Source organism: Butyrivibrio sp. LC3010, from assembly GCF_000424385.1.
GTDB lineage: Bacteria > Bacillota > Clostridia > Lachnospirales > Lachnospiraceae > Butyrivibrio.
Map to the genome: position 1 here is coordinate 1 of NZ_AUJU01000007.1, position 23631 is coordinate 23631.

A 23631-nucleotide genomic window follows, 5' to 3' on the forward strand; every position below is an offset into this window, starting at 1 on the left:
TGGATGGCTTCCCGAGTGGCCAAAGGGGACAGACTGTAAATCTGCTGCAAATTGCTTCGGTGGTTCGAATCCACCGCCATCCATTCAATTAAATATCGCGGGGTGGAGCAGTCTGGAAGCTCGTCGGGCTCATAACCCGAAGGTCATAGGTTCAAATCCTGTCCCCGCTACTCAATTTGCCTAGATAGCTCAGTTGGTAGAGCAGAGGACTGAAAATCCTCGTGTCCTTGGTTCGATTCCGAGTCTAGGCATCTTTTTTATTAATTTATTTAGCAGTTCGCATTTATTTCAAGTTAGTTTTAATAGTTTAGTTATTGCCTGAGAAATATAGGACAAAGGTATCAAATATCGGAATAATTTTATTAGGTTTAAAGTTTTAGAATGAAAAAAAATATTTTATAGCATGCAAATTTATTATTTTTTTGTTGATATATCTATAAAACCCTTATAAAATTAAATTCGGATTTACTTAAAGGGGCGGTATTTTAAATGACTAGACAGGAAAAATTTGAAAGACATAAGAAAATCAGAGAATTACTTCATAAACATGGGAAGGAAATTCTTTCATCAAGATCTTTTATTTTATCACATGGGTTTATTCAACATGGAGACATGTCAGTATATGAACATAGCATAAATGTTGCTGATCGGGCATTACGTATAAATAGATTCTTACATGTAAAATGTAAAGAAAGAGAATTGGTACGAGGTGCACTTCTCCACGATTACTTCTTATACGATTGGCATAAGGATGGTAAGGATAAGGGTAATGTACATCCAAAATTGCATGGATTTTTTCATCCGGGAACGGCTCTAAAAAATGCTAGTAGGGATTTTGTATTGACACCTCGTGAGAAGGACATAATCAAGAAGCATATGTGGCCATTGACTATCGTTCCACCTCTTTGCAGGGAGGCATGGGTAGTAACCTTAGCTGATAAGTATTGCTCTACTATGGAGACACTCGGTCTTCATAAGGCTAAGATTAAAGTGAAATATATAGATATTCCTGAGCAAGATTAAATATAATAATCTCTATCAGGCTCTCTTTAGATGGGCTTGGTAGAGATTTTTTGTTGTTTTCTTATAATTTAAGACTGAAAAAATGGATGATACTTTATTACTTACAACAAGCTCCATTAGATGTCATTAAAACCATGCTAGGTCTAGTATAAGACCTGAAAATACGTTGACAAATATTCTGCCTAAAACAAAAAATAATATGAGGAGGGGATCAGGTCAAGATTTATGTCTAAACAAAAATCGATTTGACAAGATAACCAAGACAAGGCTTTTACTCAAAAAACAATATGATGGAGGTAACAAAGTCAAAATCTCTGCTGAAACCAAAATCAATTAGACACGGTAATTAAAACAAGATTTCTGTTCAAAAAAAATCCACTTGACGAGGTAACCAGGTCAAGTGGATTTTGTAACTTATGAATTCTTACTTATGTTATAAGTAAATAATATTAAAGCTTAGGGCCAGCAGCTACAAGAGCCTTACCAGCATCGTTGCCTTCATATTTCTTGAAGTTCTTTGTGAATCTCTCTGCAAGATCCTTAGCCTTAGCTTCCCATTCAGAAGCATCTGCATAAGTATCACGAGGATCAAGGATTGCAGGATCAACACCCGGAAGAGATGTAGGTACTTCGAAATCGAAGATCGGGATCTTCTTTGTCTCAGCCTTGTTTACATCGCCATTAAGGATTGCATCGATGATTCCACGAGTATCCTTGATGGAAATTCTCTTACCTGTGCCGTTCCAACCTGTGTTAACAAGGTATGCCTTAGCACCAGACTTCTGCATCTTCTTAACAAGTTCTTCACCGTACTTTGTAGGATGAAGCTCAAGGAATGCCTGGCCGAAGCAAGCTGAGAATGTAGGTGTGGGCTCTGTGATACCACGCTCTGTACCAGCAAGCTTAGCTGTGAATCCTGAAAGGAAGTAGTACTGTGTCTGCTCAGGTGTAAGAATTGATACAGGAGGAAGTACACCGAATGCATCAGCTGAAAGGAAGATAACATTCTTAGCGTCAGGACCTGCAGAAATCTTATTAACCTTCTGAACAATATTATCAATGTGGTTGATAGGATAAGAAACACGAGTATTCTCTGTAACGCTCTTATCATCAAAATCAATCTTACCATCATCAGCTACAGTAACGTTCTCAAGAAGAGCATCTCTCTTGATTGCGTTGTAGATGTCAGGTTCAGCATCCTTGTCGAGGCCGATAACCTTTGCATAGCAACCACCTTCAAAGTTGAATACACCGTTGTCATCCCAACCGTGCTCGTCATCACCGATAAGAAGTCTCTTAGGATCTGTTGAAAGAGTTGTCTTACCTGTTCCGGAAAGACCAAAGAAGATAGCAGTGTTCTTACCTTCCATATCTGTATTAGCTGAGCAGTGCATGGAAGCCATGCCCTTAAGAGGAAGGTAATAGTTCATCATAGAGAACATACCCTTCTTCATCTCTCCGCCGTACCATGTGTTAATAATAACCTGCTCACGGCTTGTGATATTGAAAGCTACGCAAGTCTCAGAATTAAGACCAAGCTCCTTATAGTTCTCAACCTTTGCCTTTGAAGCATTGTATACTACAAAATCAGGCTTGAAATCAGCGAGTTCTTCATCTGAAGGCTGGATGAACATGTTCTTAATGAAATGTGCCTGCCAAGCTACTTCAACGATGAAACGAACTGCCATGCGAGAATCTTTGTTTGCACCGCAGAATGCGTCAACAACGAAAAGTCTCTTATCGCAAAGCTCTTTCTTAGCGATTTCCTTAACTGTATTCCAAGTCTCTTCAGTCATAGGGTGGTTATCATTCTTATATTCTTCAGATGTCCACCAAACTGTATCCTTAGAGTTAGCATCCATAACGATGTATTTATCTTTAGGAGAACGTCCTGTATAGATACCAGTCATTACGTTAACGGCGCCAAGCTCAGTCTCCTGACCCTTTTCATAACCTGTAAGATCTGACTTCATTTCTTCTTCGTATAAAAGCTCATAAGAAGGGTTGTGAACAATCTCAGTTGTTCCGGTAATACCGTACTGTGTTAAATTGATTTCTGCCATTTCTTTAACTCCTTTTCTTTTTCTATTGTGATAGCTGATGTTAAGTAATAATCAGCTAAACGCCCATACACTACATTATACAATATTCTGTTAGAAAAATAACAAAAATAATAGAAATTTAACAAATACTTTAAAATATGGATAAAGTGATAGAAAACTTAAAAAACTTAAAACAGAGCAATTTATGAAGATACATTGGAAACTGAAATAGGTTATAATATTAGAATAGCGGAGAGTTTGTGAAAATTTTTCTCTTTTAATCTAAATCTTTAGGAATCTGCTCGCTATATGAACTATTTCTTCCGGGAGTTAATAAATGCTTGAACGAATTTCGAAATATCTGAAGCATCGACCTCTTCTAAGGAGGTGGCTTTTATTTGGGCTGATAATCATTCTTCTTACAGGCATTGGAATGATTTCTTCAGCTTTTTTTCTGGTACATGAATTATATACAAAAGAGAAAGATCTTCAGGAAAAACTGGTAAGAGAAAAGGCATCAGGAGTGGAAAGTGTTTGTGAGGAGGTTGTACTTGGCGCTCAAACTTTTATATCAAATAGTATGATCAAGGTGACTGCTAAAAGGCATGATGAGACAGTAGAAGACAGGATGAGAATATCTGAACTGTCAAAACTTATGGATGAGTATAGCGCAATTCACAAAACATTTGGAAAGATGTTCCTGTTTTTCCCGGGAGGCCGTCCTTCTGCGTTAACCATGGGGGAATTCATTTATCTTGATAAGGGGATTCATGTAATTTCTGGTCTGGATATTGATGCTGATATTAATAAAAAATTATTTGAAGATGATCTTTACAGCAAATTTAAAATTGTTGGAGTAAAAGATGACAAGCAACTTTATTACTCAATGTCTACACAGTATGCAGATTCATTTGATAATCAGGAAGCAGTACTATTAATTAAACTAGATAAAAATGAAATACGCGGTATCTTGAATGACGTACAAAAGGTGTATCTTGTTGCTGATGATGGAGATTATATTTCCTTTGGTGATGAGGAATATAGCGATGAGTTTATCTCAAAATGTTTTTCATCAGATGGGCAGAGCATAATAGATAAAAAACTCGTGTATTCCTATGAAATAGGAAAGTATGGACTTAAATTCGTTGCTGTTAATGATATAGAGACTGCAAGAGCTTCAATTCAACCTTTCATAATAGGTGTTATTGTATACGGATTCGGACTGCTATTACTTATCGGAATTGCACTGACTCATATGATGAGGGCTCAGTACAGGCCGATTGAATCCCTGATAGAGTTTATGGAAGATCATGATATGGGTGAGAATTCAGGGCAGAACGATGAATTTCAACGAATAGAGAGTTGGATAAGTAATGCAATTAATAGTCTTGAGGTGTCGGAAAATGAATTCAGGAAATTCAAGAGTGATAATGAAACAAGGCTTATCAAGTTACTTAATTATGGAGTTGATACAATTGAAGGTAATAATGAAGAAAACAGATATCTGGTCATAAGTTATGATATAGATAATCCTACTGATAAGCCGATGGAGCAAAAGGAAAGAGATCAGATATGGTTCATAATACACAATGTATCAGAGGAACTTATAGGAAAAGAGCATCTCTTGATTACGGGCGGTTTGGCTCATTGGTTCTATAATATAGTAATGCTTACCGGGGAAAATGATATATCATTTTCTGAACTGACCGAAAAGCTTAATACAGTATGCAGCTTTATTAGAGAGAAATTTGATATAGCTCTTGTTGCAAATGTTTCTGATATTCATCATGGAATTAATTCTATTCCCGCAGCAAACAGAGAATCCATGATTGTAAGAGAGTATAGAATTTATGTAGGTGTACTTAAAAATGTAGCATTTTATAAAGAATTGTCTCTTGATGATGATGGCAAAGCTACTCTTACAAGCTGGGATCAAATGGAACAGATCCAAAACATGTATCGAATGCATAGAGGAATTGAAGCCCAGAGTATGCTGGACGAAATTGTTAATGCAGCGGTAGAGAGCAGTAAAGATATAAATAATAATGAAGTATTGGAACATGAAAGTAACGGAAAGACTATCCAGCTTGTGGAGAAAGCAAGAGAATATGTGGATAAGCAGTTTTCAGATAAAGATATGAATGTTAACAGTGTTGCGAATGAACTTAATGTCAACAATTCATATCTTTCAAGAACATTTAAGCAGGTTTATGGTATTGGAATGCTTGAATATATAAATAATGTAAGACTCGAAAATGCTGAAGCACTGATGGAAAAGGGATGCACAGTTAAAGATGCAGCTGACAAGGTTGGATTTACTACGCCAAGACCACTAATCAGATGCTTTAGGGAAAAGCATGGGACAACTCCCGGAGATTATTATAAAAGTAAATAATTGAAACGGAGGCATCATAAGACTTCTCAGATGAAACAGATAAAATCATATATAAGCAATGTGGTTAAGTATCAGAGAGACAACATAATAAAGCTTGTAGGATGAAGTAAGCAAAAAGTGAATATGTAAAGTTAGGTAATCGATATTCGTGAGGGTTTCCTAAAGTTTGAAACAGACCAGGGGTTGTTAAATCTTTGGTCTGTTTTGATGTTGAGCAGGATACTTGGCGAGGTTTTTCACGAGCTTAGTGCGAGCCAGGCAAGTCCGCTTGACGAGGTATTATCGAATCTGGTGGACCATGTAGAGCAGGGCACGATTTCTGATAAAAAATGCAGGGAAAATGCCTAATTATTGCTATCTTTTTAGCTATTATTGTCTTTTTTTTGCAGATGTACCATTTTTTACTTTATGCCAAAAATCGTACATAAGAGTAAAAAAGAGGTTCTTTTGCCAAAAGTACTACAACAGTATACTTACAATAAATTTAGGGCTAAGGCCCGGGAGAGAACGGAGAAGAAGAGGAAAGGAAAAGGAGTTTATAAGTTATGGAGCAGGTAATGGGTAAAGAAAAACTTATATATTCTGAAAGAGGGCAGAATCGTAAAAAAGAAAAAAATGCTATTCCCTCTACAGGATATGTTGAGCATGCAGGGTTCGCGGGGTTTGTTCATAATTTGAAAACGGACATCACCAGAAACAAGGTTATATACATTATGTGTATACCAATAGTAGTCTGGTACATTATTTTTCATTATATTCCAATGGCAGGAATCATGATGGCATTTCAGAAATACACTCCTGCGCTTGGGATAACAGGAAGCCCCTGGGTGGGACTTGATAATTTTACAAGATTTTTTACAGGACCTTACTTTTTTAGATTACTTAGAAATACAGCAATGATAGGTGTCTTGGATGTAGTATTTGGTTTTCCTGCACCGATCATTTTTGCACTTCTTCTTAATGAGGTAAGAACAAAATTTTTCAAAAAGACAATTCAGACAGTATCTTATATGCCTTACTTCATATCAATGGTTGTTGTATGTGGACTTATAGTTGATTTCACACAGAGTGGGGGACTTATCTCTAATGTAATTGCAAAGCTTACACATACATCAGTACAGAATCTTTTAGCTGACCCGGCAAATTATTGGGCAATTCATATCGCATCAAATATTTGGCAGGGAATGGGATATGGATCAATTATCTATATAGCTGCTCTTTCAGGAGTAGATCAGCAGCTTTATGAGGCAGCAGTACTTGATGGAGCATCCAGATGGCAGAGATGCATCCATATTACAATACCTTCAATTTTACCGACAATTATGATCATGCTCATCTTGAGAATGGGATCACTACTGCAGGTAGGAGCAGATAAAATACTTCTTCTTTATACACCTGCAACTTATGAAACTGCAGATGTTATAAGTACTTATATTTATCGTTGTGGTCTTCAGCAGTATGATTACGGATTTTCAACAGCAGTTGGTTTGTTCAATTCAATAATTGGAACTACATTCCTTTTAGTAACTAACGCTATTTCAAAGAAATATACAGAATCAAGTTTATTCTGATAAAGAACATTAGATCAGTAAGAAAAATTTAAGTGGTCATTATAGAAACTATCTATATCATGACTTTGATTGGAGGATTCAAAATGGTAGTAAAAAAGACAATTGGTGATTGGATTTTTGATTCACTGAACTACTTGCTTCTTGCATTTATAGCATTCTTATGTGTGGTTCCGATTATCCATGTATGCTTTGCATCAATTTCAGAGCCGGCTCTGGTAGATAAGGCATCAAGTTTTATATTGTTGCCACTGGGTAAGCCTTCACTAAATGCTTACAAGATCATTATGAGGTATAAGAACATCTGGATTGGATATAGAAACACAATTTTTTATGTGATAATGCAGTGTCTTATCACAAGCGTACTTTCGGTAATTGCGGGATATATTACATCAAGAAAAAGATTCCGTTACAGAAATGCACTAATGATGTTTCTTGCTTTTACAATGCTTTTCAACGGTGGAATGATCCCTACATATATGGTAGTAAACAGGCTTGGACTTCTTAATACAAGAGCTGCACTTCTTATTCCTCAGGCGATGGGTGTTTTCTACATAATCATCATGAGAACAGCGATTCAGGCTATACCGGATTCTTTGGAAGAATCAGCAAGAATGGATGGTGCTGGTGAATTAACAATCATGTTCAATATTATTTTGCCTCTTTGTAAGGCGACTTTTGCGGTAATAATACTGTTTATCGCTGTAGGAAAGTGGAATGAATGGTTCTCAGCACTTTTGTATTTACCGACAGCAAGGGATAAATATCCTCTTCAGATGTTCATGAGAGAGATCCTTATTTCCGCACAGAACTCTACTAATTCTGTTACAGCAAATGCAGGTGACCTTATGGATAATGCTCAGATGTATAAGACGCTTGTTAAGTATGGTTCAATTGTAGTTTCAACACTTCCTATACTGATGATTTATCCTTTCTGCCAGAAATATTTTGTATCAGGTGTAATGGTTGGATCTGTAAAGGGATGACGCAACGAAAATCTAATATTTGATGAAAAAAGAAAACATTTTAAGTTAAAATATGAAAGAGAGGTTTATGTTTATGAAAAAGAAAGTATTAGCAATGATTCTGACAACAGCGATGCTTGTGGGAACCGTTACAGGATGCGGCAAAGGGGGAAGTGCCGCATCAGCAGAGTCAGCAGGAACTACTGCGGATGCAGCTACAGCAGATGCCGGAGAGTGGACATGGCCACTTTCTGAAAAGAAAGAACTTAGCATATGGATTGTCTGGAGTAATGATTATGTAGAAAATCCTAATGATCTGAAAGCAATCCAGAAGCTTGAGGAACTCACAAACGTTCATGTTAACTGGCAGGTAGTTGACGCAGCATCAGCTCAGGAACAGTTTGGACTTATGCTTGCATCAGGAGAATATCCGGATATCATTCGTGATTGCGGAACATACTATCCCGGTGGAACTGAAAAGGGAGTACAGGACGGCGTTCTTTTAGATCTCACAGAACTTTCTGAAAAATACATGCCTACATATACGGCACTTCGTAAGAGCAGCGAAGCTTTGGAAAAAGATACAGTTACTGATGAAGGCAAAATTGTTGGAACACGTACAATTGCATCATATTTTGGTGATGTAAGAGGTGAAAGAGTTTGGGCAGGTATGGCTCTTCGTGGTGACTGGTTAAAGGATCTTGGACTTGAAGTACCGAGAACCATAGATCAGTGGGAAACAGTTCTTACAGCTTTCAAAGAAAACTATCCTGATTGTGAAGCTCCTCTTATGATTGGTACAAATGGTTATGATTACTTTAGTCATTTCCTTTCAGCTTACGGAGTTCTTGGCGAATTCTATAAGGATGGCGATAAAGTAAAGTATGGTCCCCTGGAAGATGGATATAAACAGTGGCTTACACTTTTCCACGATTGGTATGAGAAAGGACTTATTGATCCTAACTTCATGACAAATGCAGCAGACATGATGAGCCCTGCAGACTATATGGGAACAGGTAAAGCAGGTGCAGGTATCGAACTTTGGGGATTCACAGCAGATGTACTTAAGCAGCAGGGTTACACAACAGATGAGGATTTCAATATCGTAGCTACATCATCACCTGTTCTTAAAGAAGGTGACACACCGGAAATCGGTTTTGCAACATCAGAAATCGTTAAGGAAGAGGTTGGTATTTCCACATCCTGTAAGGATCCCGAGCTTGCATGCAGATACCTTGATTTCTGGTATTCTAATGAAGCTATGATGCTTGATTCACTTGGTATTGAAGGCGAGTCTTACACAAAGGATGGTGACACATATCACCTTACAGATGCTATGCAGGCTATGGTTGATGAAGGAAAAGTTAATACTCTTTCAGAAGCTGTTTACACATACTCACTTGGAACATCTGATTTTGGTCTTTACAACTGGGGAATGTTTGATCCTATTTATGAAGGACAGGATGCGCTTAAAGCTTATGATGAGTTCGATAAGGACAAATTTGATTTAATGCTTCCAAGCTGCATGACAATGACAGATGCTGAGAATTCAGAATATGTAACACTTTATACAGATATTCAGACACTTGTTCAGGAAAATACTGTTAAGTTCATAACAGGTGAGCAGTCACTTGATCAGTATGACAGCTTTGTAGAGCAGTTAAAGACCTATAACATTGATCGCTGCATTGAACTTAAGCAGGCAGCTCTTGACAGATATAACGCACGCTAATAATCGGGGAACTTTAATAGTTGATATAATTCTTGAATCTCAGATTTAAGAATCATAGAAAAAAGTGAAGCGGTCAGTATTATACTTGACCGTTTCACCTTGTATATGGGATGGTAAATAATTATAAAGGGTAAAAATCCAAACACTTGAAGACAAATGACTAAAAGAATGGAGAAGGGATTATGAAATACTTTAAGCAGGATGAATCGACAATTGTAAGTACAAAAAAGGGAAAACTTCAGGGATATTTTTATGATGGCACCTATATTTTTAAGGGAGTACATTACGCAGAGGCTGAGCGTTTCTGCCAGCCAACAGAGGTTGAAGCCTGGGAAGGGGTAAAGGATGCAACAAGTTTTGGCATGGTCTGCCCTCTTATGCACCAGGATGTACCGAGAGGAGAATTGATGGTTCCTCATGCTTACTGGCCTCAGGATGAGCATTGCCAGAATCTGAATATCTGGTCAAAAAAGCTCTGTAAAAACGCAAAAATGCCTGTAATGGTATGGCTACATGGCGGCGGATTTTTTGCGGGATCATCAATAGAGCAGCTTTGCTATGACGGTGCAGCGATGGCTAAGGAAGGTGATGTGGTTGTAGTAACAATTAACCATAGACTGAACCTTCTTGGATATCTTGATCTTTCACCATTTGGAGAAAAGTATAAGAATTCCGGAAACTGCGGAAATGCGGATATGGTTGCAGCGCTTAAGTGGGTTAAGGAGAATATCGCTGAATTTGGCGGTGACCCTGAAAATGTAACTATCTTCGGACAGTCAGGCGGTGGAATGAAGGTTTCTTCACTTATGCAGACACCTGAAGCAGATGGACTTTTCCACAAGGGTATCATCATGAGTGGTGTTCTTGGAAAAGATTTCATGGATACGGGAAAAGGAGATGGAAAACCGATAGTTACGGCTATGCTTAAAGAACTCGGACTTAAGGAGGAAGGGGTTGATGAACTTCAAAAGCTTCCGTACGAAAGACTTGTTGAGGCATATGAAAAGGTAGCTCCCAAGATTAAAAAGCAGGGACTATATACAGGAATGTCTCCCATGATAAATGACTGGTACAAGGGAGAGCCTCAATTTGTAGGCTTTACAGAGAATGCTTCCAGGATTCCTCTTATGATAGGAAGTGTCTTTGGAGAGTTTGCTTTCATGCCGCTTGATTTTGACAAGACAACCATGTCAGAAGAAGAGATGAGTGAGAGAATAAAGAAAGTATATGGCGATAAGGCTGATGAACTTATTGAGAAATTCAGAAAAGCATATCCTGATAAGAAGATCATAGATCTTTTATCTTATGATTCAATATTCAGAGCACCTACAAAAGTGCTGATAGAAGAGGCAAGCAAGAGAACAGAGGCAAATACATATTCATATCTCTTTGCCCTTGAATTCCCTATTCAGCACAACAAACCAGCATGGCACTGCTCAGACATAGCATTTTTCTTCCATAATATTGATCTTGTGCCTGTAGCAAATGTACCGGGAGTATCAGACAAACTTCAGGAACAGATCTTTAAAGCAGTAATTAATTTTGCAAAAACAGGTGATCCTAATCATGAAGAGCTTCCTGTGTGGGATGCTTCAAAGCCCGGTGATGAGGCTACCATGATTTTTGACAGAACCTGTGAGGTCAGACACAATTTTGACAATGAACTTATTGATCTTCATAAATCTATTGTACCGAAGTTTGAATTTGGTGGAGATGTTGAGATCCAGCATTAAATTACATAATTATTTACAGAAAGAGGCTTGTTTTCAGGCCTCTTTTTGAGTAGAGCACTTAGTGAGGTTTTTCACGAGCTTAGTGCGAACCATACAAGTCCACTTAGAGAGGTATTGTCGAGCTTAGTGGAGCTTGTTTGAGTAGAGCACTTAGCGAGGTTTTTCACGAGCTTAGTGCGAACCATACAAGTCCACTTAGAGAGGTATTGTCGAGCTTAGTGGAGCTTGTTTGAGTAGAGCACTTAGCGAGGTTTTTTACGAGCTTAGTGCGAACCATGCGAATCTGCTTAAGGTGTTGCCAAGCTTGTTGTAGCATAAGGAGCGCAGGCGAATTATAATAAAAGCCTAAATGTATTTAAAAGAAAGGCAGTTAAATGGTCAATAAAAATCCTAAGTCTATTAAGAGCAGGCTGGATAGCTTAAATGGAAATGAGCTATATCCGTTTCATATGCCGGGACATAAGAGAAATCCTGATGCAACAGATATGGCAGGCTATATGGATATTGATATAACGGAGATTGATGATTTTGACAATCTTCATGATGCGGATGGAATTATACTTGAGGCTGAAAAGCGTGCAGCAAAGCTATATGGTGCTGATGAGACACATTTTCTTGTTAATGGGAGTACATCAGGCATTCTGGCAGCGGTGTCTGCGGCTGTTCCTGACGGAGGAAAGCTTCTTGCATCCAGAAATTCCCACAAGGCACTTTATCATGCGGCATATATAAGAAGATTAGAGCTTGAGTACTTAAAGCCGGGAAGGATACCTCTGGATAACGACAGAGCTCTATGGGGAAAAACTGATCCAGTCGAGGTATATGAAAAATTAAGAGATGACTCTGATATAAGTGCTGTATTTATAACATCTCCTACTTATGATGGAATATCGTCGGACATAAAGAAAATTGCACAGATATGCCATGAAAAGAACAGAATTCTGATAGTTGATGCGGCCCATGGTGCGCATTTCGGATTATATGAGGACTTCCTCGAAAGTGCAATTACACAGGGAGCGGATCTGGTAATCAATAGTGTTCATAAGACCCTTGCATCTATGACACAGACGGCTCTTATACATGTACAGGGCAATCTTGTTAACAGAGAAAGGTTAAGGAGATTCCTTAGGATTTATCAGTCAAGCAGCCCCTCATACGTATTAATGGCATCCATTGATTCAGCAATAGAAGACATCAGAGAGAGAGGCAATGTAGTTTTTAAGAAGCTTGTGTCATATAAAGAAAGAATTCTTGCTAAAACAGCTGATTGTAAAAAACTTTATGTTCCGGGGATAGATATTATTAATGATCCCTGTAAGATCCTTATCAGCGCTCGGGATGAAGCTATCACAGGGCAGCAGATATATGATATACTTCGATTAAAGTATAAGCTTCAACCTGAGATGGCAGGGGATCATTACGCTCTTTTGATAATTACAGGATATGACACCGAGGACGGTATTAATCGGCTTATTGATGCGATACTTGATCTGGACAAATGCCTATCCGATATAAGAAATGGAGACAATTTAAATATTGGCGAAGAACTCAAAGAGTCAGAAATATCCTGCGATACAGTATCTGAAAATGAGGGTATATGCCATGAAAGTGCTCCAAAAGGTTCAGAATTCTTCCAAGATATGCAGCATAAAAAGACGAACTCTGACATAGAGATACCTGAACTGTCTGAATTTCCGGTAGCTGAACTAACATTGCATAATGCCTGGGATGAGGTACAGAAAGATATTCTATTATCAGAGGCACAAGGGCGTATTTCAGGTGATTTTATTAATTTGTATCCGCCCGGAATTCCCCTTATAGCACCGGGAGAAGTTTTTTCTGAAAGACTTATTTTAAATATAGAAAAGTACATTAATGAAAAAATGAATATCCAGGGAATAAACATTAATGATAATGGAGACATATTCGTTAAGGTAATATGCCGTAGAGATAAATAATATAAATCGAAAGTTGTAAGAGTTGTTTATGGGAAAAATATTTGTGATCATGGGCAGAAGTTCATGTGGTAAGGATACGATATATAAAAATATACTTGAAAGAAAAATAGTTGATTTAAAAAATGTAATCATTTACACCACGAGACCAATGCGCGAAAAAGAACAGGATGGTGTTCAATATTATTTTTGCAATATAGATCGATATGAGGCATTTAAAAAGGACAAAAAGATTATTGAAGAAAGAACATATAACACCATGTATGGACCATGGCACTATTTTACTGTCGATGACGGCCAGATAGATCTTGAGGATGGGAATTATCTTATCATAGGAACTGTAGATATGTATGTTTCCATGAGAAAGTATTTTGGAAAAGAGAAGGTTGTTCCACTAATGATCAGTGCGACGGACGGAGTATTAATGCAAAGAGCTATGAGCAGAGAGCTTAAGCAGGAGGAACCAAAATACGATGAAATGTGCAGGCGTTTTTTGGCGGATAAGGCAGATTATTCTGATGAGAGGCTTAAACAGGCAGAAATAGACAGGACATTTGATAATAATTCTGATCTCATTGATTGTATCGAAGAGATCGAAAAATACATTATAGAAAATAGTTGATTTGGCATAACCATCCTAATTTAAGAGGTGCTTATGGATATCAGGATTGATAATGTTCAGCAAACTTCACAGGTGCAGCAGACAGGTGCCACTCAGGAGGCAAACGGAGATTTTAAGTTTACTCTTACCAGTAAAATAGAGGATTCTACTCTTGCAGAGCGCCTCAACATTATGATGCAGGATATTGTTCAGCAGGGAAAACAGATATCCAAAAAGAATGATATCAGGGATATGCAAAGATACAGGCTTTTAATTAAGGATTTTCTCAATGAGATAGTTACCAGATCCCATGCCTTTTCAAGAGAAAATTTTCTGGACAGACGCGGAAGACACAGAGTTTACGGAATAATAAGGCTTATAGATGAAAATCTTGATGATCTGGCGCAGGAGCTTGTAAAGGACGAGAAGGATAATATCAATATCCTGGCAAAGATAGGACAAATAGAAGGACTTTTGCTTGATATTTTTACATGATAAATGGAAACAGCATAAGTCATAGTACAACATACAGGGGAGGAATTTGCGCTGATGGCGCGTTTTTCAGATATAGTAGATCAGAACCAGATTAAAGAGCATATGCAAAATGCTCTGAGAACAGATAAAATATCCCATGCTTATATAATTTCCGGAGATTCCGGCAGCGGTAAAAAAATGATTGCAGGGGTCTTTGCCCGGACAATTTTGTGTGAGGATAAGCGGGAAATAGACGGTTATATAGAAAGCTGCGGTGAGTGTCATTCCTGCAAGCAGGCAGAAAGTGGATCACATCCGGATATAAGGATGGTCATACATGAAAAACCGACTTCTATTGGTGTAGATGAGATCAGGCAGCAGGTCTGTGATGATGTTTTTATAAAACCCTATTCAGACCATAAAATATATATAATTCCGGACGGAGAACTGATGACACAGCAGGCACAGAATGCTCTATTGAAAACACTGGAAGAACCGCCTGCATATGCTACGATTATTATACTTACTTCCAATATAGATGCATTTCTTCCGACCATTCTGAGCAGATGTATAGTATTCCCCATAAAACCTGTGAGAGATGATTTAATAACCAGGTTCCTTATGGAAAAGAAAAAGGTGGTTGACTATAAGGCACAACTTGCAGTTTCTTTTGCACAAGGGAATGTGGGAAAAGCTATTCTTTTAACTGAAAATGAAGATTTTGAACGTCTGAAAAACGGAGCAATCGATCTTATTTCAAGACTTGAAAGAATACAGATAAGTGAAATGACGGAACGTCTGCAGATGCTTTTGTCACCTCAGGAAGGATCTGACAAAAAAACAGATGTAATACTCATTAATAATTTTCTTGATGTACTGACTTTTTACGTGAGGGATATCCTTGTATATATGGCGGAGGGAAGCGCTGATCACTTGATTTTCGCGGATAAACTGTCGTATATTAGTAGTGTTACGGAAAAATGTTCTTATAAAGAAATTGATAATATGTTAAAGGCAATTGAAAGGGCAAGAGGCAGGATAAGAGCAAATGTTAATAACCTTATGTCCCTGGAGATGCTGATGCTTGATATAAAGGAGAATTTATAATTTATGACCAGAGTTATCGGCGTAAGATTCAGAACAGCCGGCAAGATCTATTATTTTGATCCGGGTAACTTTGATATAAAAAAGGGTGACCACGTTATTGTTGAGACCGCCAGAGGCGTAGAGTACGGAACGGTTCTCTCAGATCCCAGAGATGTGGATGACAGCGAGGTTACAAAGCCGCTCAAAGCTGTTTTAAGAATGGCTAATGAGAAGGATGATGAGCAGGAAAAAAGCAATAAAGTAAGAGAGAAGGAAGCCTTCAGAATCTGTAAGGAAAAGATCATAAAGCATGGTCTTGAGATGAAGCTTATAGATGCTGAATATACTTTTGATAATAATAAGGTACTTTTTTATTTTACCGCTGATGGAAGAATTGATTTCAGAGAGCTGGTCAAAGACCTTGCTTCAGAATTCAAGACAAGGATAGAGCTTAGACAGATTGGTGTTCGTGATGAGACGAAAATAATAGGTGGCTACGGAATTTGCGGTAGACCACTTTGTTGTCATTCATATCTTTCAGATTTTATACCTGTTTCCATTAAGATGGCTAAGGAGCAGAATCTATCACTTAATCCTACAAAAATATCCGGAGTTTGCGGACGACTTATGTGCTGCCTTAAAAATGAAGAGGATGTTTATGAGGAGCTTAATCGCAAAATGCCCGGAATTGGCGATATAGTTCGTACAAACGAAGACCTTGAGGGTGAGGTTGCAAGTGTAAATATTCTGAGGCAGACTGTAAGAATCCTTGTTGATGTTGATGATGAGAAGGAAGTTCACGAAGCCAATGTGGATGATCTTACAGTGGTAAGAAAGAAACAGAAGCATAAGCAGAATGCCTCTAGAGAGAAGGATGCTGATGAAGAGGCAGCAAAGGCACTTGAGCAGCAGGATAAAGACCAAAGCATCTCTGAGAAGCCTGGAAGAAACAGAAACCAGAATAATCAGGCTGGTTCAAATAATCAGAACAGACAGAACAACCAAAACAGGCAGAACAATCAGAATGCTCAGAATAATCAGGGGGCTGAAGGTAAAAAGGAAGATAATGTAAATCAGGCAGCAGCTAACAACAGTAATACTTCTTCAAATCAGACTAATAAAGAGCAGGCCGGTCAAAACAACAAAGAACAGAATGGCCAGAATAATAGAGAACGTGGTCAAAACGGTAAAGACCAAAACGGTCAGAATAGTAAGGAACAGGGCAGCCAGAATAGCAAAGAGCAGAATGGTCATGGCAACAGGGATCAAGGCAGCCAGAACAATAAAGAGCAGGGTGGTCATAATAACAGAGAGCAGGGTGGCCAGAATAGCAAAGAGCAAGGCAATCTGAGCAATAATGGTGACCAGAATAACAATCAGGGAAAAGGCCAGAAAAACTTCGATAAAAAGAATAATAAGAAGAGAAACTTCAATAAGAACAGGAACAGAAATAAAGATAGCAGAAATCGGGATGACAGAAACCAGGACAATAAGGGCCAGGACAACAGAAACCAGGATAAAAGAAATCAGGACAACAGAAGACAGAACCGTGAAGAGGGAGTAAATGGACAAGGCGGAAAACAGGAATGAACTCTTAAAGCCGGGAGAGAGGCTCGATGACCTGCAAAGAAACGGACTCATGATCATTCAGGATCCTGAGAGATTCTGTTTTGGAATGGATGCTGTTTTGCTTTCAGGATTTGCAAGTGCTTCTGATGGAGACAATGTTCTTGATCTTGGAACAGGGACGGGTATAATTCCCATTCTGATGTCTGCAAAAACAAAGGCTAAAAGTCTGGTTGGGCTTGAAATTCAAAAGGATAGTGCGGATATGGCTATGCGCAGCGTAAGGATCAATAACCTTGAAGAACGTGTGCGCATAGTACATGGCGATATAAAAGAGGCGGATAAGTTATTTGAACCTGCCTCTTTTGACGTTATAACGACCAATCCTCCGTATATGATAAAAGGGCATGGATTTACAAACCCCGATAATCCTAAGGCAATAGCCAGGCATGAAGTTCTTTGTGATCTTTCAGATGTCATGGTATGTGCGAAAAAACTACTCCGTCCCGGCGGTAGATTTTATATGGTGCACAGACCTTTCAGACTTGCAGAGATTTTTAAATGTATGTGTGAAAACCGGATTGAGCCTAAAAGAATCAGGATGATCCATCCATATATTGATAAGGAACCGAACATGGTACTTATTGAGGGGCTAAGGGACGGCAAACCAAGATTATCGGTGGAGCCACCACTTATAATATATGATGCTCCGGGGGAGTACTGCAGAGAGATTAAGGAAAATTACGGGTTTTAGAATCTTGCCTGACATGACAATGAGGTTAATGAATATGATAGAAAATAAAGATCAGGGTATGCTTTACCTTTGTGCTACTCCTATTGGAAATTTGAATGACATAACAGCCAGGGTTTTGGAGACGCTTAGCAATGTAGATATAATTGCTGCCGAGGACACCAGAAACAGTATAAAGCTTTTAAATCATTTCGATATCCATACAGAGATGACCAGCTATCATGAGTACAATAAGGTTGAAAAGGCAGAGTATCTGATTGATCTTATGCGTAGCGGCAAAGATATTGCACTGATTACGGATGCCGGAACACCTGCGATATCGGATCCCGGAGAGGTATTGGTGCGTATGTGCCACGAAGCAGGAATAAATGTGACTTCGCTTCCAGGTCCTGCAGCATGCATAACAGCGCTCACTCTTTCAGGACTTAACACCAGAAGGTTTGTTTTCGAAGGCTTTTTACCGGGACAGGATGATAAAAAAGAGAGAAGACGTATTCTGGACCTTTTAAAAGGTGAGCACCGAACAATAATAATGTATGAAGCGCCGCACCATCTGAAGGGAACCCTCAGGGATCTTGGAGAAGCACTGGGGGATAGAAAGCTTACTGTCTGCAGAGAGCTTACAAAGAAATTTGAAGAAGTTATGCCAACTACGATTGACGGGGCAATTTCCTATTACGAGGAGAACGAACCCAGAGGAGAGTACGTACTTGTTATTGAAGGCGTCAGTCTCCAGGAGATAGACAGAAGGCAGCAGGAAGAATGGTCGAAGATGAGCATCGAGGATCATATGGATTATTATGAGAAAAACGGTATGAGCCATAAAGATGCCATGAAGCAGGTTGCTGCTGACAGAGGCGTAGGAAAGCGCGAGATTTATCAGGCGCTTTTACAGAATAAGTGATTTAAGGACATAGGATGATTCAATTAAATAGTACGTTTATAATAGTATCAACGATTATAGCTGTTATAGCTCTGATCGCTCTGCTTACAGTTATAGTGATACTGATAAGAAGAAGAAAACCTCCTCTTATGGATGAACTTGAAGGACATGATTTTGAGTATTACTGTGCGGATCTGCTAAAAGAGAGTGGTTTTACGAATGTGAAGGTTACCAGAGGAAGCGGAGATTTTGGTGCGGATATTCTTGCGAATAAGGATGGCATAAGTTATGCGATTCAGTGCAAATGTTATGATAAACCAATAGGGGTAAAGGCTGTACAGGAGATTTATGCGGGGCGTGATTACTATGACTGCATGGTAGGTGCTGTCATGACAAATCAGTACTTCACTGATCCTGCTGCAGAGCTTGCGAGAAAACTTAAGATCATGCTCTGGGACAGAGATTATGTAGATAACATGGAAAATAAGACAAAATAGTAAAGGCTGACGCATATTTGCGCAGCTTTATTTGAAGCAATGGAGGAAACTTGGGAAGGTATTATCTGGCCTGACAGAGCCCTCGGTGGGTTTAATAAAAACTTTATCCTTTTTATATCGGATTTTTATTAATATCGGTTATGATTCTGTGTAGTTGAAGTATAGTTCTATCATTTAAACAATTCTATTATGTAGGAGGTAACGTAAATGAGGAAAATTCTTTCTGTACTTATGGCAACAACACTATTTTGTGCACTGACAATTACAGCTGGTGCTGCACCGCAGTGTCCTGACAGAATTGTACCCGGTGAGCTGGAGAACAATGCAGTTCTCGGCGCTGAATGGGTAGAGTCAGATACTTTCATTCCTGTTTCCACAGGCGTTGGCGATGTTAAGCGTAGTCGTGATGATGTAACCGGAATGACAGCAGTTATTACACATGTAAATCCTGTTTACACAGGAACTGCTCAGAAGATTGCAAGTAAGCTTGGAGCAAATATTGTTGGTGGTTTCCATATTGTACTGCCTACAGGACTTACTGAAGCAGGCGTTACATTTGATGTAAAGGAAGGCTTCACATTGCCTGAGAATCCTGTATTCATTTCTTTACATGGAAAAGTATTCTGCACACCTAAGATGATTAGAAGAATAAATGACAGAAAGTTTGTTATGATATTCAATGCTTCTGATACAGATTTCTATATGCTTGATGGTGGTTCACTTGCTCTTGACCAGCATACTTCATATAGAGACTTCTTCCAGAATCAGTAATAGTCATAAGACTTTTCTGGTGGAACTTGCTTAATTACAAGTGAGATTATAAAAAAGGGAACCGCAAATATGTCGGTTCCCTTTAAATAATTAATTATCTTATGCCATAGAGTAGTCTTGCCAGTTCTGAATCTTTGTCGAGAATGATGGTCTTTTCTCCTCCTTTTAAGGAGTTCTCAAGTGCATCAAGAGATCTCATAAAGTTGTAAAATTCTGCTTTTTCCGGAGTGTTATAGGCTGCAGAGAGAGTTTTCATATATTCAGCTTCTCCTTCACCCTGAAGGGCAGCAGCCTGCTTTTCTGCGTCAGCTTTCAAAATTGCTACGGTCTTATCGGTCTCGTTCTTTATTTTCTGAGCTTCAGCCTTTCCTTCTGCCTGATAAGATGCGGCGATATTGTTTCTTTCAGAAGTCATTCTTTCATATACAGCTGTTCTGTTATCATCAGGAAGATCAAGTGCTTTGATTTCGGCTGTGACAATCTGAACACCATAACTTTCCATATCTGCATTTGCGTCTTCTGTGATTATTTTTGTGAGTGCCTCACCTCTTGCTTCTATTACTTCATCCTGTGACATGGAAGAAATTGCCGTTTTTGTAGCGTTATAAACCGCAGCTTCGATTCGTTCCTGAGCTCTGGTATCCAGTGCGTTCAAGGTTTGAATGTACTTGATTGGATCTGTTACCTTCCACAGTACATAGGTGTCAGTTATCATTGACTTTTTATCCTTAGTGATTACGTCTGAAGCAGGTATATCATAAATATTTGTTTCTGCTCCGATGATCTGAGTATTCTGAACAAAAGGAGTAATAAACTTAAGTCCGGGTTCTGATTCAACTCTGACGATTTTACCAAACTGCCTTACTGCAACAAATTCCTTTTGGTGTACGGTATAGAATGCATTATTTGCAATTATGATAGCTGCGGCTAATATGACCAGGCCGAAGCTGCCAAATATCTTTTTCTTCATGTATGTTCCTCCAATTAATGTAAGTTCATATGGATAGTTTAATCAGTTTCTATAAAATTGTTTATTTTTATAGATCATGTCATGATATCAGTTTTCTTCTGAGTTCTCAGTAGCTGCAGAAGTTTCTTGTGAAGAATCATTATTTTCTGATACGGATGCACCGGCTATTCCCGCTGCTGCATCGCTAAAACTTTCAATTGGCATTATTTCCTGAGTTTTGCCATCAGTAATTATGAGTTTGGTATCAGGAAGCACATTCTCAATTGCCTCATAGAACATACGCTGCTTTGTTATAAGAGGATATTTGCTATATTCCTCATACATGCTGTTGAATTTTGCAACCTGACCTTCCGCCTCAGCAATACGTGAAGCTTTTTCTGCTTCTGCATTCTGTATGATACGGTCAGCTTCTGCTTCTGCAGCAGGAACCTGCTCGCTTTGATATTTCTTTGCGTTGTTCACGGCAGTTTCTTTGCCCTGTTTTGCAGTTTCAACAGCTTTGAATGCCTGCTTTATTTCATTCGTCGGCGGCTCTGCATCCTGAATTGAAAGGTTTACAGCAACAAGACCTACATCCTCTGTCTGGAGCTTCTTCTGAAGTTTTTCCTTCACATCAGCCTGAATCTGTCCTTTTGCAGTGGTGATGACTTCATCAACAGGATAATTAATTACTGTGGATCTGATACATGAGAGTGCCATGTTTTTCATTATGCTCTCAGGATCGCCTGTGTTGTAGTAATAAGCCACCGGATCACTAACCTTGTATTCAAGATAAAAGTCGATATCTACGAAATTGAAATCTGAAGTGATCATGATTCCTTCGTCTTCTACTGTGATATTCTGGCCATTGTTGTCTATTACGTAACCAATTCCAATGCCATGTGTGGTCATATCTACCTTATGAACTGCCTGGATAAATGGAATCTTAAAATACAACCCGGCGGAATTAGTGGCAACAACCTTGCCGAATTGGGTTACTATTGCCTGTTCCTGCTCGCTGACATTGTAGAATGATCCCATAGCGATAAACAGAACGAATATCCCGATTATGATCGGCAGGATCATTTTTCCGAATCCACTTGCCGTATCTTTTAGTTTACCTGACATATAGATGTCCTCCTCTTTTTGATGGTTTTTGTACCGTTAAGTTTTTGTCATTTAGAATACTATCATATATTGTGCAATATTTTTATAACAAATTGGGCAAAATGGGGATATCTAATTGGATGTTAAGGGAAATAAAAAGTTAAATTGGCAACTTGTACATATACAACTTTTAAAACTTGTACAAAATCACAATACAAATCCGGTTGACCATGGTGTACAACTTGGATATGATAAATAGGTAATTGTACGAAGGACTGCTGTTCAATCTAAAAAAAATTAAAGGCAGAAATTCCTTTCGGAGGGGAGAATTTGGCTAAATATCAGGAGGTCATAGACTGGATTCAGAAGCAGGTGAGCAGTGGAGCGCTGGCACCGGGAGACAAGATTCCGTCAGAGAATGATCTATGTATACAATTTAATATAAGCAGACAGACAGCCAGACATGCCATAGGGATTCTTGTTCAGGAGGGGATACTTACTGCTGAGCGTGGAAGCGGAACATATGTTACCGATGAAAGGGCAAGGAATGGTGAGCGTAGCAGAATTGCTGTAATTACAACTTATGTGGACAGCTATATTTTTCCCAGGACTATTCAGGGAATTGAGAATAAACTTCGTGAACTGGGATATTCCGTACAACTTTTTTTTACCAATAATTCATCTGTGCGAGAGCGGGAAATTCTGACTGAAATTGTTGAGAAGGATGAAGTTGCCGGAATAATTCTGGAACCTACAAGAAGTGCTTTGCCGACGCCGAACACGGATCTTTTAACGAAGATTTCAGGGATGAGGATTCCTATTCTTTTTATGAACAGCTATTATCCGGAGATGTCAAATAAATGGAATCCTGATGATACAAGGAAAATACCGCATGTTTCCATGAATGATGAAAAGAGTGCATATAAAGCTGTAAAAAGCCTTTTGGATAATGGGCACAGAAACATAGGGTGTGTTCTTAAGCTGGACGACAGGCAGGGACTTGACAGATACAGCGGATATCAGGAGGCAATTGCTGAGAAAGGTCTTTCACCGGAAGCGTCCAAAATAATCTGGCTTGATACAGAGGATTTAAAAAGGCAGGACCTGGTAAAGGATAAGATAAAGGAGAGATTATCGGGCTGTACAGCTGTATTTTGTTATAACGATGAGATGGCTGCTCTTGTCATGCAGATTTTGGATGAAAGCGGCATAAAGGTTCCGGAGGATATTTCACTTATCAGCATGGATGACTCGGACCTTGCGAAGCTGACCAGACCGCCGATAGATTCCATACCTCATCCCAAGGAGAAGCTTGGGGAGAGAGCGGCAGAAAATCTGGTAAGACTTATACATCATCCGGGATTTTCTGCAACCTATGAATTTGAGGAAGAAATCAGTGTCAGAGGATCGGTAAGAGCTATAGAACAGCTTTGAAAAATAAAAAAAGATAATAAGATAAGTAACTAAAGTTTATAGAGTTCGGAACCGTTCCGACCGATAGGGCAGGATTACAAAGTAATTGTGCCGGTAAAA

At 38.8% G+C, this 23631-nt stretch carries 19 protein-coding genes and 3 tRNA genes; 19 read left to right on the forward strand and 3 right to left on the reverse strand.

From position 1 onward, the window contains the following. Position 1: 1 nt before the first annotated feature. The 4 genes from G622_RS0106745 to G622_RS21980 all read left to right on the forward strand — a co-directional run bounded on the left by G622_RS0106745 (position 2) and on the right by G622_RS21980 (position 1023). Positions 2 to 83: transfer RNA gene (locus G622_RS0106745), tRNA-Tyr, on the forward strand. 13 nt (positions 84 to 96) lie between these two features. Further along, positions 97 to 170, forward strand: a tRNA-Met gene (locus tag G622_RS0106750). 8 nt (positions 171 to 178) lie between these two features. After that, positions 179 to 251, forward strand: a tRNA-Phe gene (locus tag G622_RS0106755). A 238-nt stretch (positions 252 to 489) separates the two neighbouring features. Next, complete coding sequence (locus G622_RS21980; protein WP_044916431.1) at positions 490 to 1023, forward strand: HD domain-containing protein; 534 nt, start codon at positions 490 to 492, stop codon at positions 1021 to 1023. A gap of 449 nt (positions 1024 to 1472) precedes the next feature. On the opposite strand, the gene pckA is transcribed toward G622_RS21980, so the two are convergent. After that, a complete protein-coding gene (gene pckA / locus G622_RS0106765; protein WP_026510071.1) occupies positions 1473 to 3086 on the reverse strand; it encodes a phosphoenolpyruvate carboxykinase (ATP) in 1614 nt (537 codons plus the stop codon). Positions 3087 to 3402: 316 nt separating this feature from the next. On the opposite strand from pckA, the gene G622_RS0106770 reads away from it, so the two are divergent. From G622_RS0106770 to G622_RS0106835, 14 genes are all read left to right on the forward strand, one after another. Beyond that, positions 3403 to 5460 (forward strand): helix-turn-helix domain-containing protein, encoded by a 2058-nt coding sequence (locus G622_RS0106770; protein ID WP_026510072.1) that lies wholly within the window; start codon positions 3403 to 3405, stop codon positions 5458 to 5460. A gap of 545 nt (positions 5461 to 6005) precedes the next feature. Continuing rightward, positions 6006 to 7031: an ABC transporter permease gene (locus G622_RS0106775; RefSeq protein WP_242832973.1), complete on the forward strand. Its 1026-nt coding sequence runs from the start codon at positions 6006 to 6008 to the stop codon at positions 7029 to 7031. Between the two features lie 83 nt (positions 7032 to 7114). Then, on the forward strand, positions 7115 to 8014 hold the full coding sequence (locus G622_RS0106780) for a carbohydrate ABC transporter permease (RefSeq protein ID WP_026510074.1): 900 nt from the start codon (positions 7115 to 7117) through the stop codon (positions 8012 to 8014). A gap of 73 nt (positions 8015 to 8087) precedes the next feature. Beyond that, complete coding sequence (locus tag G622_RS0106785) at positions 8088 to 9725, forward strand: extracellular solute-binding protein (RefSeq protein WP_196814188.1); 1638 nt, start codon at positions 8088 to 8090, stop codon at positions 9723 to 9725. Positions 9726 to 9907: 182 nt separating this feature from the next. After that, positions 9908 to 11458 carry a carboxylesterase/lipase family protein gene (locus G622_RS0106790; protein ID WP_196814189.1) on the forward strand — a complete coding sequence of 517 codons (1551 nt, stop codon included), beginning with the start codon at positions 9908 to 9910 and terminating at the stop codon, positions 11456 to 11458. Between the two features lie 374 nt (positions 11459 to 11832). Continuing rightward, the gene (locus tag G622_RS21985; protein WP_044957274.1) at positions 11833 to 13416 is read left to right on the forward strand and encodes an aminotransferase class I/II-fold pyridoxal phosphate-dependent enzyme; all 1584 of its coding nucleotides are present in this window, start codon (positions 11833 to 11835) and stop codon (positions 13414 to 13416) included. Between the two features lie 28 nt (positions 13417 to 13444). After that, positions 13445 to 14035 carry a guanylate kinase gene (locus G622_RS0106800; RefSeq protein ID WP_026510077.1) on the forward strand — a complete coding sequence of 197 codons (591 nt, stop codon included), beginning with the start codon at positions 13445 to 13447 and terminating at the stop codon, positions 14033 to 14035. A gap of 33 nt (positions 14036 to 14068) precedes the next feature. Continuing rightward, positions 14069 to 14509, forward strand: a complete 441-nt coding sequence (locus tag G622_RS0106805) for a YaaR family protein (RefSeq protein ID WP_026510078.1) — start codon at positions 14069 to 14071, stop codon at positions 14507 to 14509. Between the two features lie 54 nt (positions 14510 to 14563). After that, entirely contained in the window at positions 14564 to 15595 is a 1032-nt protein-coding gene (locus tag G622_RS0106810; protein ID WP_026510079.1) for a DNA polymerase III subunit, read from the forward strand. Between the two features lie 3 nt (positions 15596 to 15598). Then, positions 15599 to 17164: a regulatory iron-sulfur-containing complex subunit RicT gene (ricT, locus tag G622_RS26785; RefSeq protein ID WP_081675215.1), complete on the forward strand. Its 1566-nt coding sequence runs from the start codon at positions 15599 to 15601 to the stop codon at positions 17162 to 17164. Then, on the forward strand, positions 17139 to 17894 hold the full coding sequence (locus G622_RS0106820; RefSeq protein WP_026510080.1) for a tRNA1(Val) (adenine(37)-N6)-methyltransferase: 756 nt from the start codon (positions 17139 to 17141) through the stop codon (positions 17892 to 17894). Before ricT ends, G622_RS0106820 begins: the two co-directional genes overlap by 26 nt. A gap of 34 nt (positions 17895 to 17928) precedes the next feature. After that, on the forward strand, positions 17929 to 18795 hold the full coding sequence (gene rsmI, locus G622_RS0106825) for a 16S rRNA (cytidine(1402)-2'-O)-methyltransferase (protein ID WP_081675216.1): 867 nt from the start codon (positions 17929 to 17931) through the stop codon (positions 18793 to 18795). 14 nt (positions 18796 to 18809) lie between these two features. Then, entirely contained in the window at positions 18810 to 19271 is a 462-nt protein-coding gene (locus G622_RS0106830; RefSeq protein ID WP_026510082.1) for a restriction endonuclease, read from the forward strand. 207 nt (positions 19272 to 19478) lie between these two features. After that, on the forward strand, positions 19479 to 20042 hold the full coding sequence (locus tag G622_RS0106835; RefSeq protein ID WP_026510083.1) for a hypothetical protein: 564 nt from the start codon (positions 19479 to 19481) through the stop codon (positions 20040 to 20042). Positions 20043 to 20136: 94 nt separating this feature from the next. Here the strand turns inward: G622_RS0106835 and hflC are convergent, their stop codons facing one another. Both hflC and hflK read right to left on the reverse strand, forming a co-directional pair. Next, the gene (hflC, locus tag G622_RS0106840) at positions 20137 to 21012 is read right to left on the reverse strand and encodes a protease modulator HflC (protein WP_026510084.1); all 876 of its coding nucleotides are present in this window, start codon (positions 21010 to 21012) and stop codon (positions 20137 to 20139) included. A gap of 87 nt (positions 21013 to 21099) precedes the next feature. Continuing rightward, on the reverse strand, positions 21100 to 22119 hold the full coding sequence (gene hflK, locus G622_RS21995; RefSeq protein ID WP_044916461.1) for an FtsH protease activity modulator HflK: 1020 nt from the start codon (positions 22117 to 22119) through the stop codon (positions 21100 to 21102). Between the two features lie 309 nt (positions 22120 to 22428). Here hflK and G622_RS0106855 point away from each other — a divergent pair, with 309 nt between their 5' ends. Further along, the gene (locus G622_RS0106855) at positions 22429 to 23532 is read left to right on the forward strand and encodes a GntR family transcriptional regulator (protein WP_081675217.1); all 1104 of its coding nucleotides are present in this window, start codon (positions 22429 to 22431) and stop codon (positions 23530 to 23532) included. The last annotated feature ends 99 nt before the right edge of the window (positions 23533 to 23631 follow it).

Coding starts and splice junctions, on each gene's coding strand:
- G622_RS21980 (WP_044916431.1), top strand. CDS start 490: ATGACTAGACAGGAAAAATTTGAAAGACATAAGAAAATCAGAGAATTA.
- pckA (WP_026510071.1), bottom strand. CDS start 3,086: ATGGCAGAAATCAATTTAACACAGTACGGTATTACCGGAACAACTGAG.
- G622_RS0106770 (WP_026510072.1), top strand. CDS start 3,403: ATGCTTGAACGAATTTCGAAATATCTGAAGCATCGACCTCTTCTAAGG.
- G622_RS0106775 (WP_242832973.1), top strand. CDS start 6,006: ATGGAGCAGGTAATGGGTAAAGAAAAACTTATATATTCTGAAAGAGGG.
- G622_RS0106780 (WP_026510074.1), top strand. CDS start 7,115: ATGGTAGTAAAAAAGACAATTGGTGATTGGATTTTTGATTCACTGAAC.
- G622_RS0106785 (WP_196814188.1), top strand. CDS start 8,088: ATGAAAAAGAAAGTATTAGCAATGATTCTGACAACAGCGATGCTTGTG.
- G622_RS0106790 (WP_196814189.1), top strand. CDS start 9,908: ATGAAATACTTTAAGCAGGATGAATCGACAATTGTAAGTACAAAAAAG.
- G622_RS21985 (WP_044957274.1), top strand. CDS start 11,833: ATGGTCAATAAAAATCCTAAGTCTATTAAGAGCAGGCTGGATAGCTTA.
- G622_RS0106800 (WP_026510077.1), top strand. CDS start 13,445: ATGGGAAAAATATTTGTGATCATGGGCAGAAGTTCATGTGGTAAGGAT.
- G622_RS0106805 (WP_026510078.1), top strand. CDS start 14,069: ATGGATATCAGGATTGATAATGTTCAGCAAACTTCACAGGTGCAGCAG.
- G622_RS0106810 (WP_026510079.1), top strand. CDS start 14,564: ATGGCGCGTTTTTCAGATATAGTAGATCAGAACCAGATTAAAGAGCAT.
- ricT (WP_081675215.1), top strand. CDS start 15,599: ATGACCAGAGTTATCGGCGTAAGATTCAGAACAGCCGGCAAGATCTAT.
- G622_RS0106820 (WP_026510080.1), top strand. CDS start 17,139: ATGGACAAGGCGGAAAACAGGAATGAACTCTTAAAGCCGGGAGAGAGG.
- rsmI (WP_081675216.1), top strand. CDS start 17,929: ATGATAGAAAATAAAGATCAGGGTATGCTTTACCTTTGTGCTACTCCT.
- G622_RS0106830 (WP_026510082.1), top strand. CDS start 18,810: ATGATTCAATTAAATAGTACGTTTATAATAGTATCAACGATTATAGCT.
- G622_RS0106835 (WP_026510083.1), top strand. CDS start 19,479: ATGAGGAAAATTCTTTCTGTACTTATGGCAACAACACTATTTTGTGCA.
- hflC (WP_026510084.1), bottom strand. CDS start 21,012: ATGAAGAAAAAGATATTTGGCAGCTTCGGCCTGGTCATATTAGCCGCA.
- hflK (WP_044916461.1), bottom strand. CDS start 22,119: ATGTCAGGTAAACTAAAAGATACGGCAAGTGGATTCGGAAAAATGATC.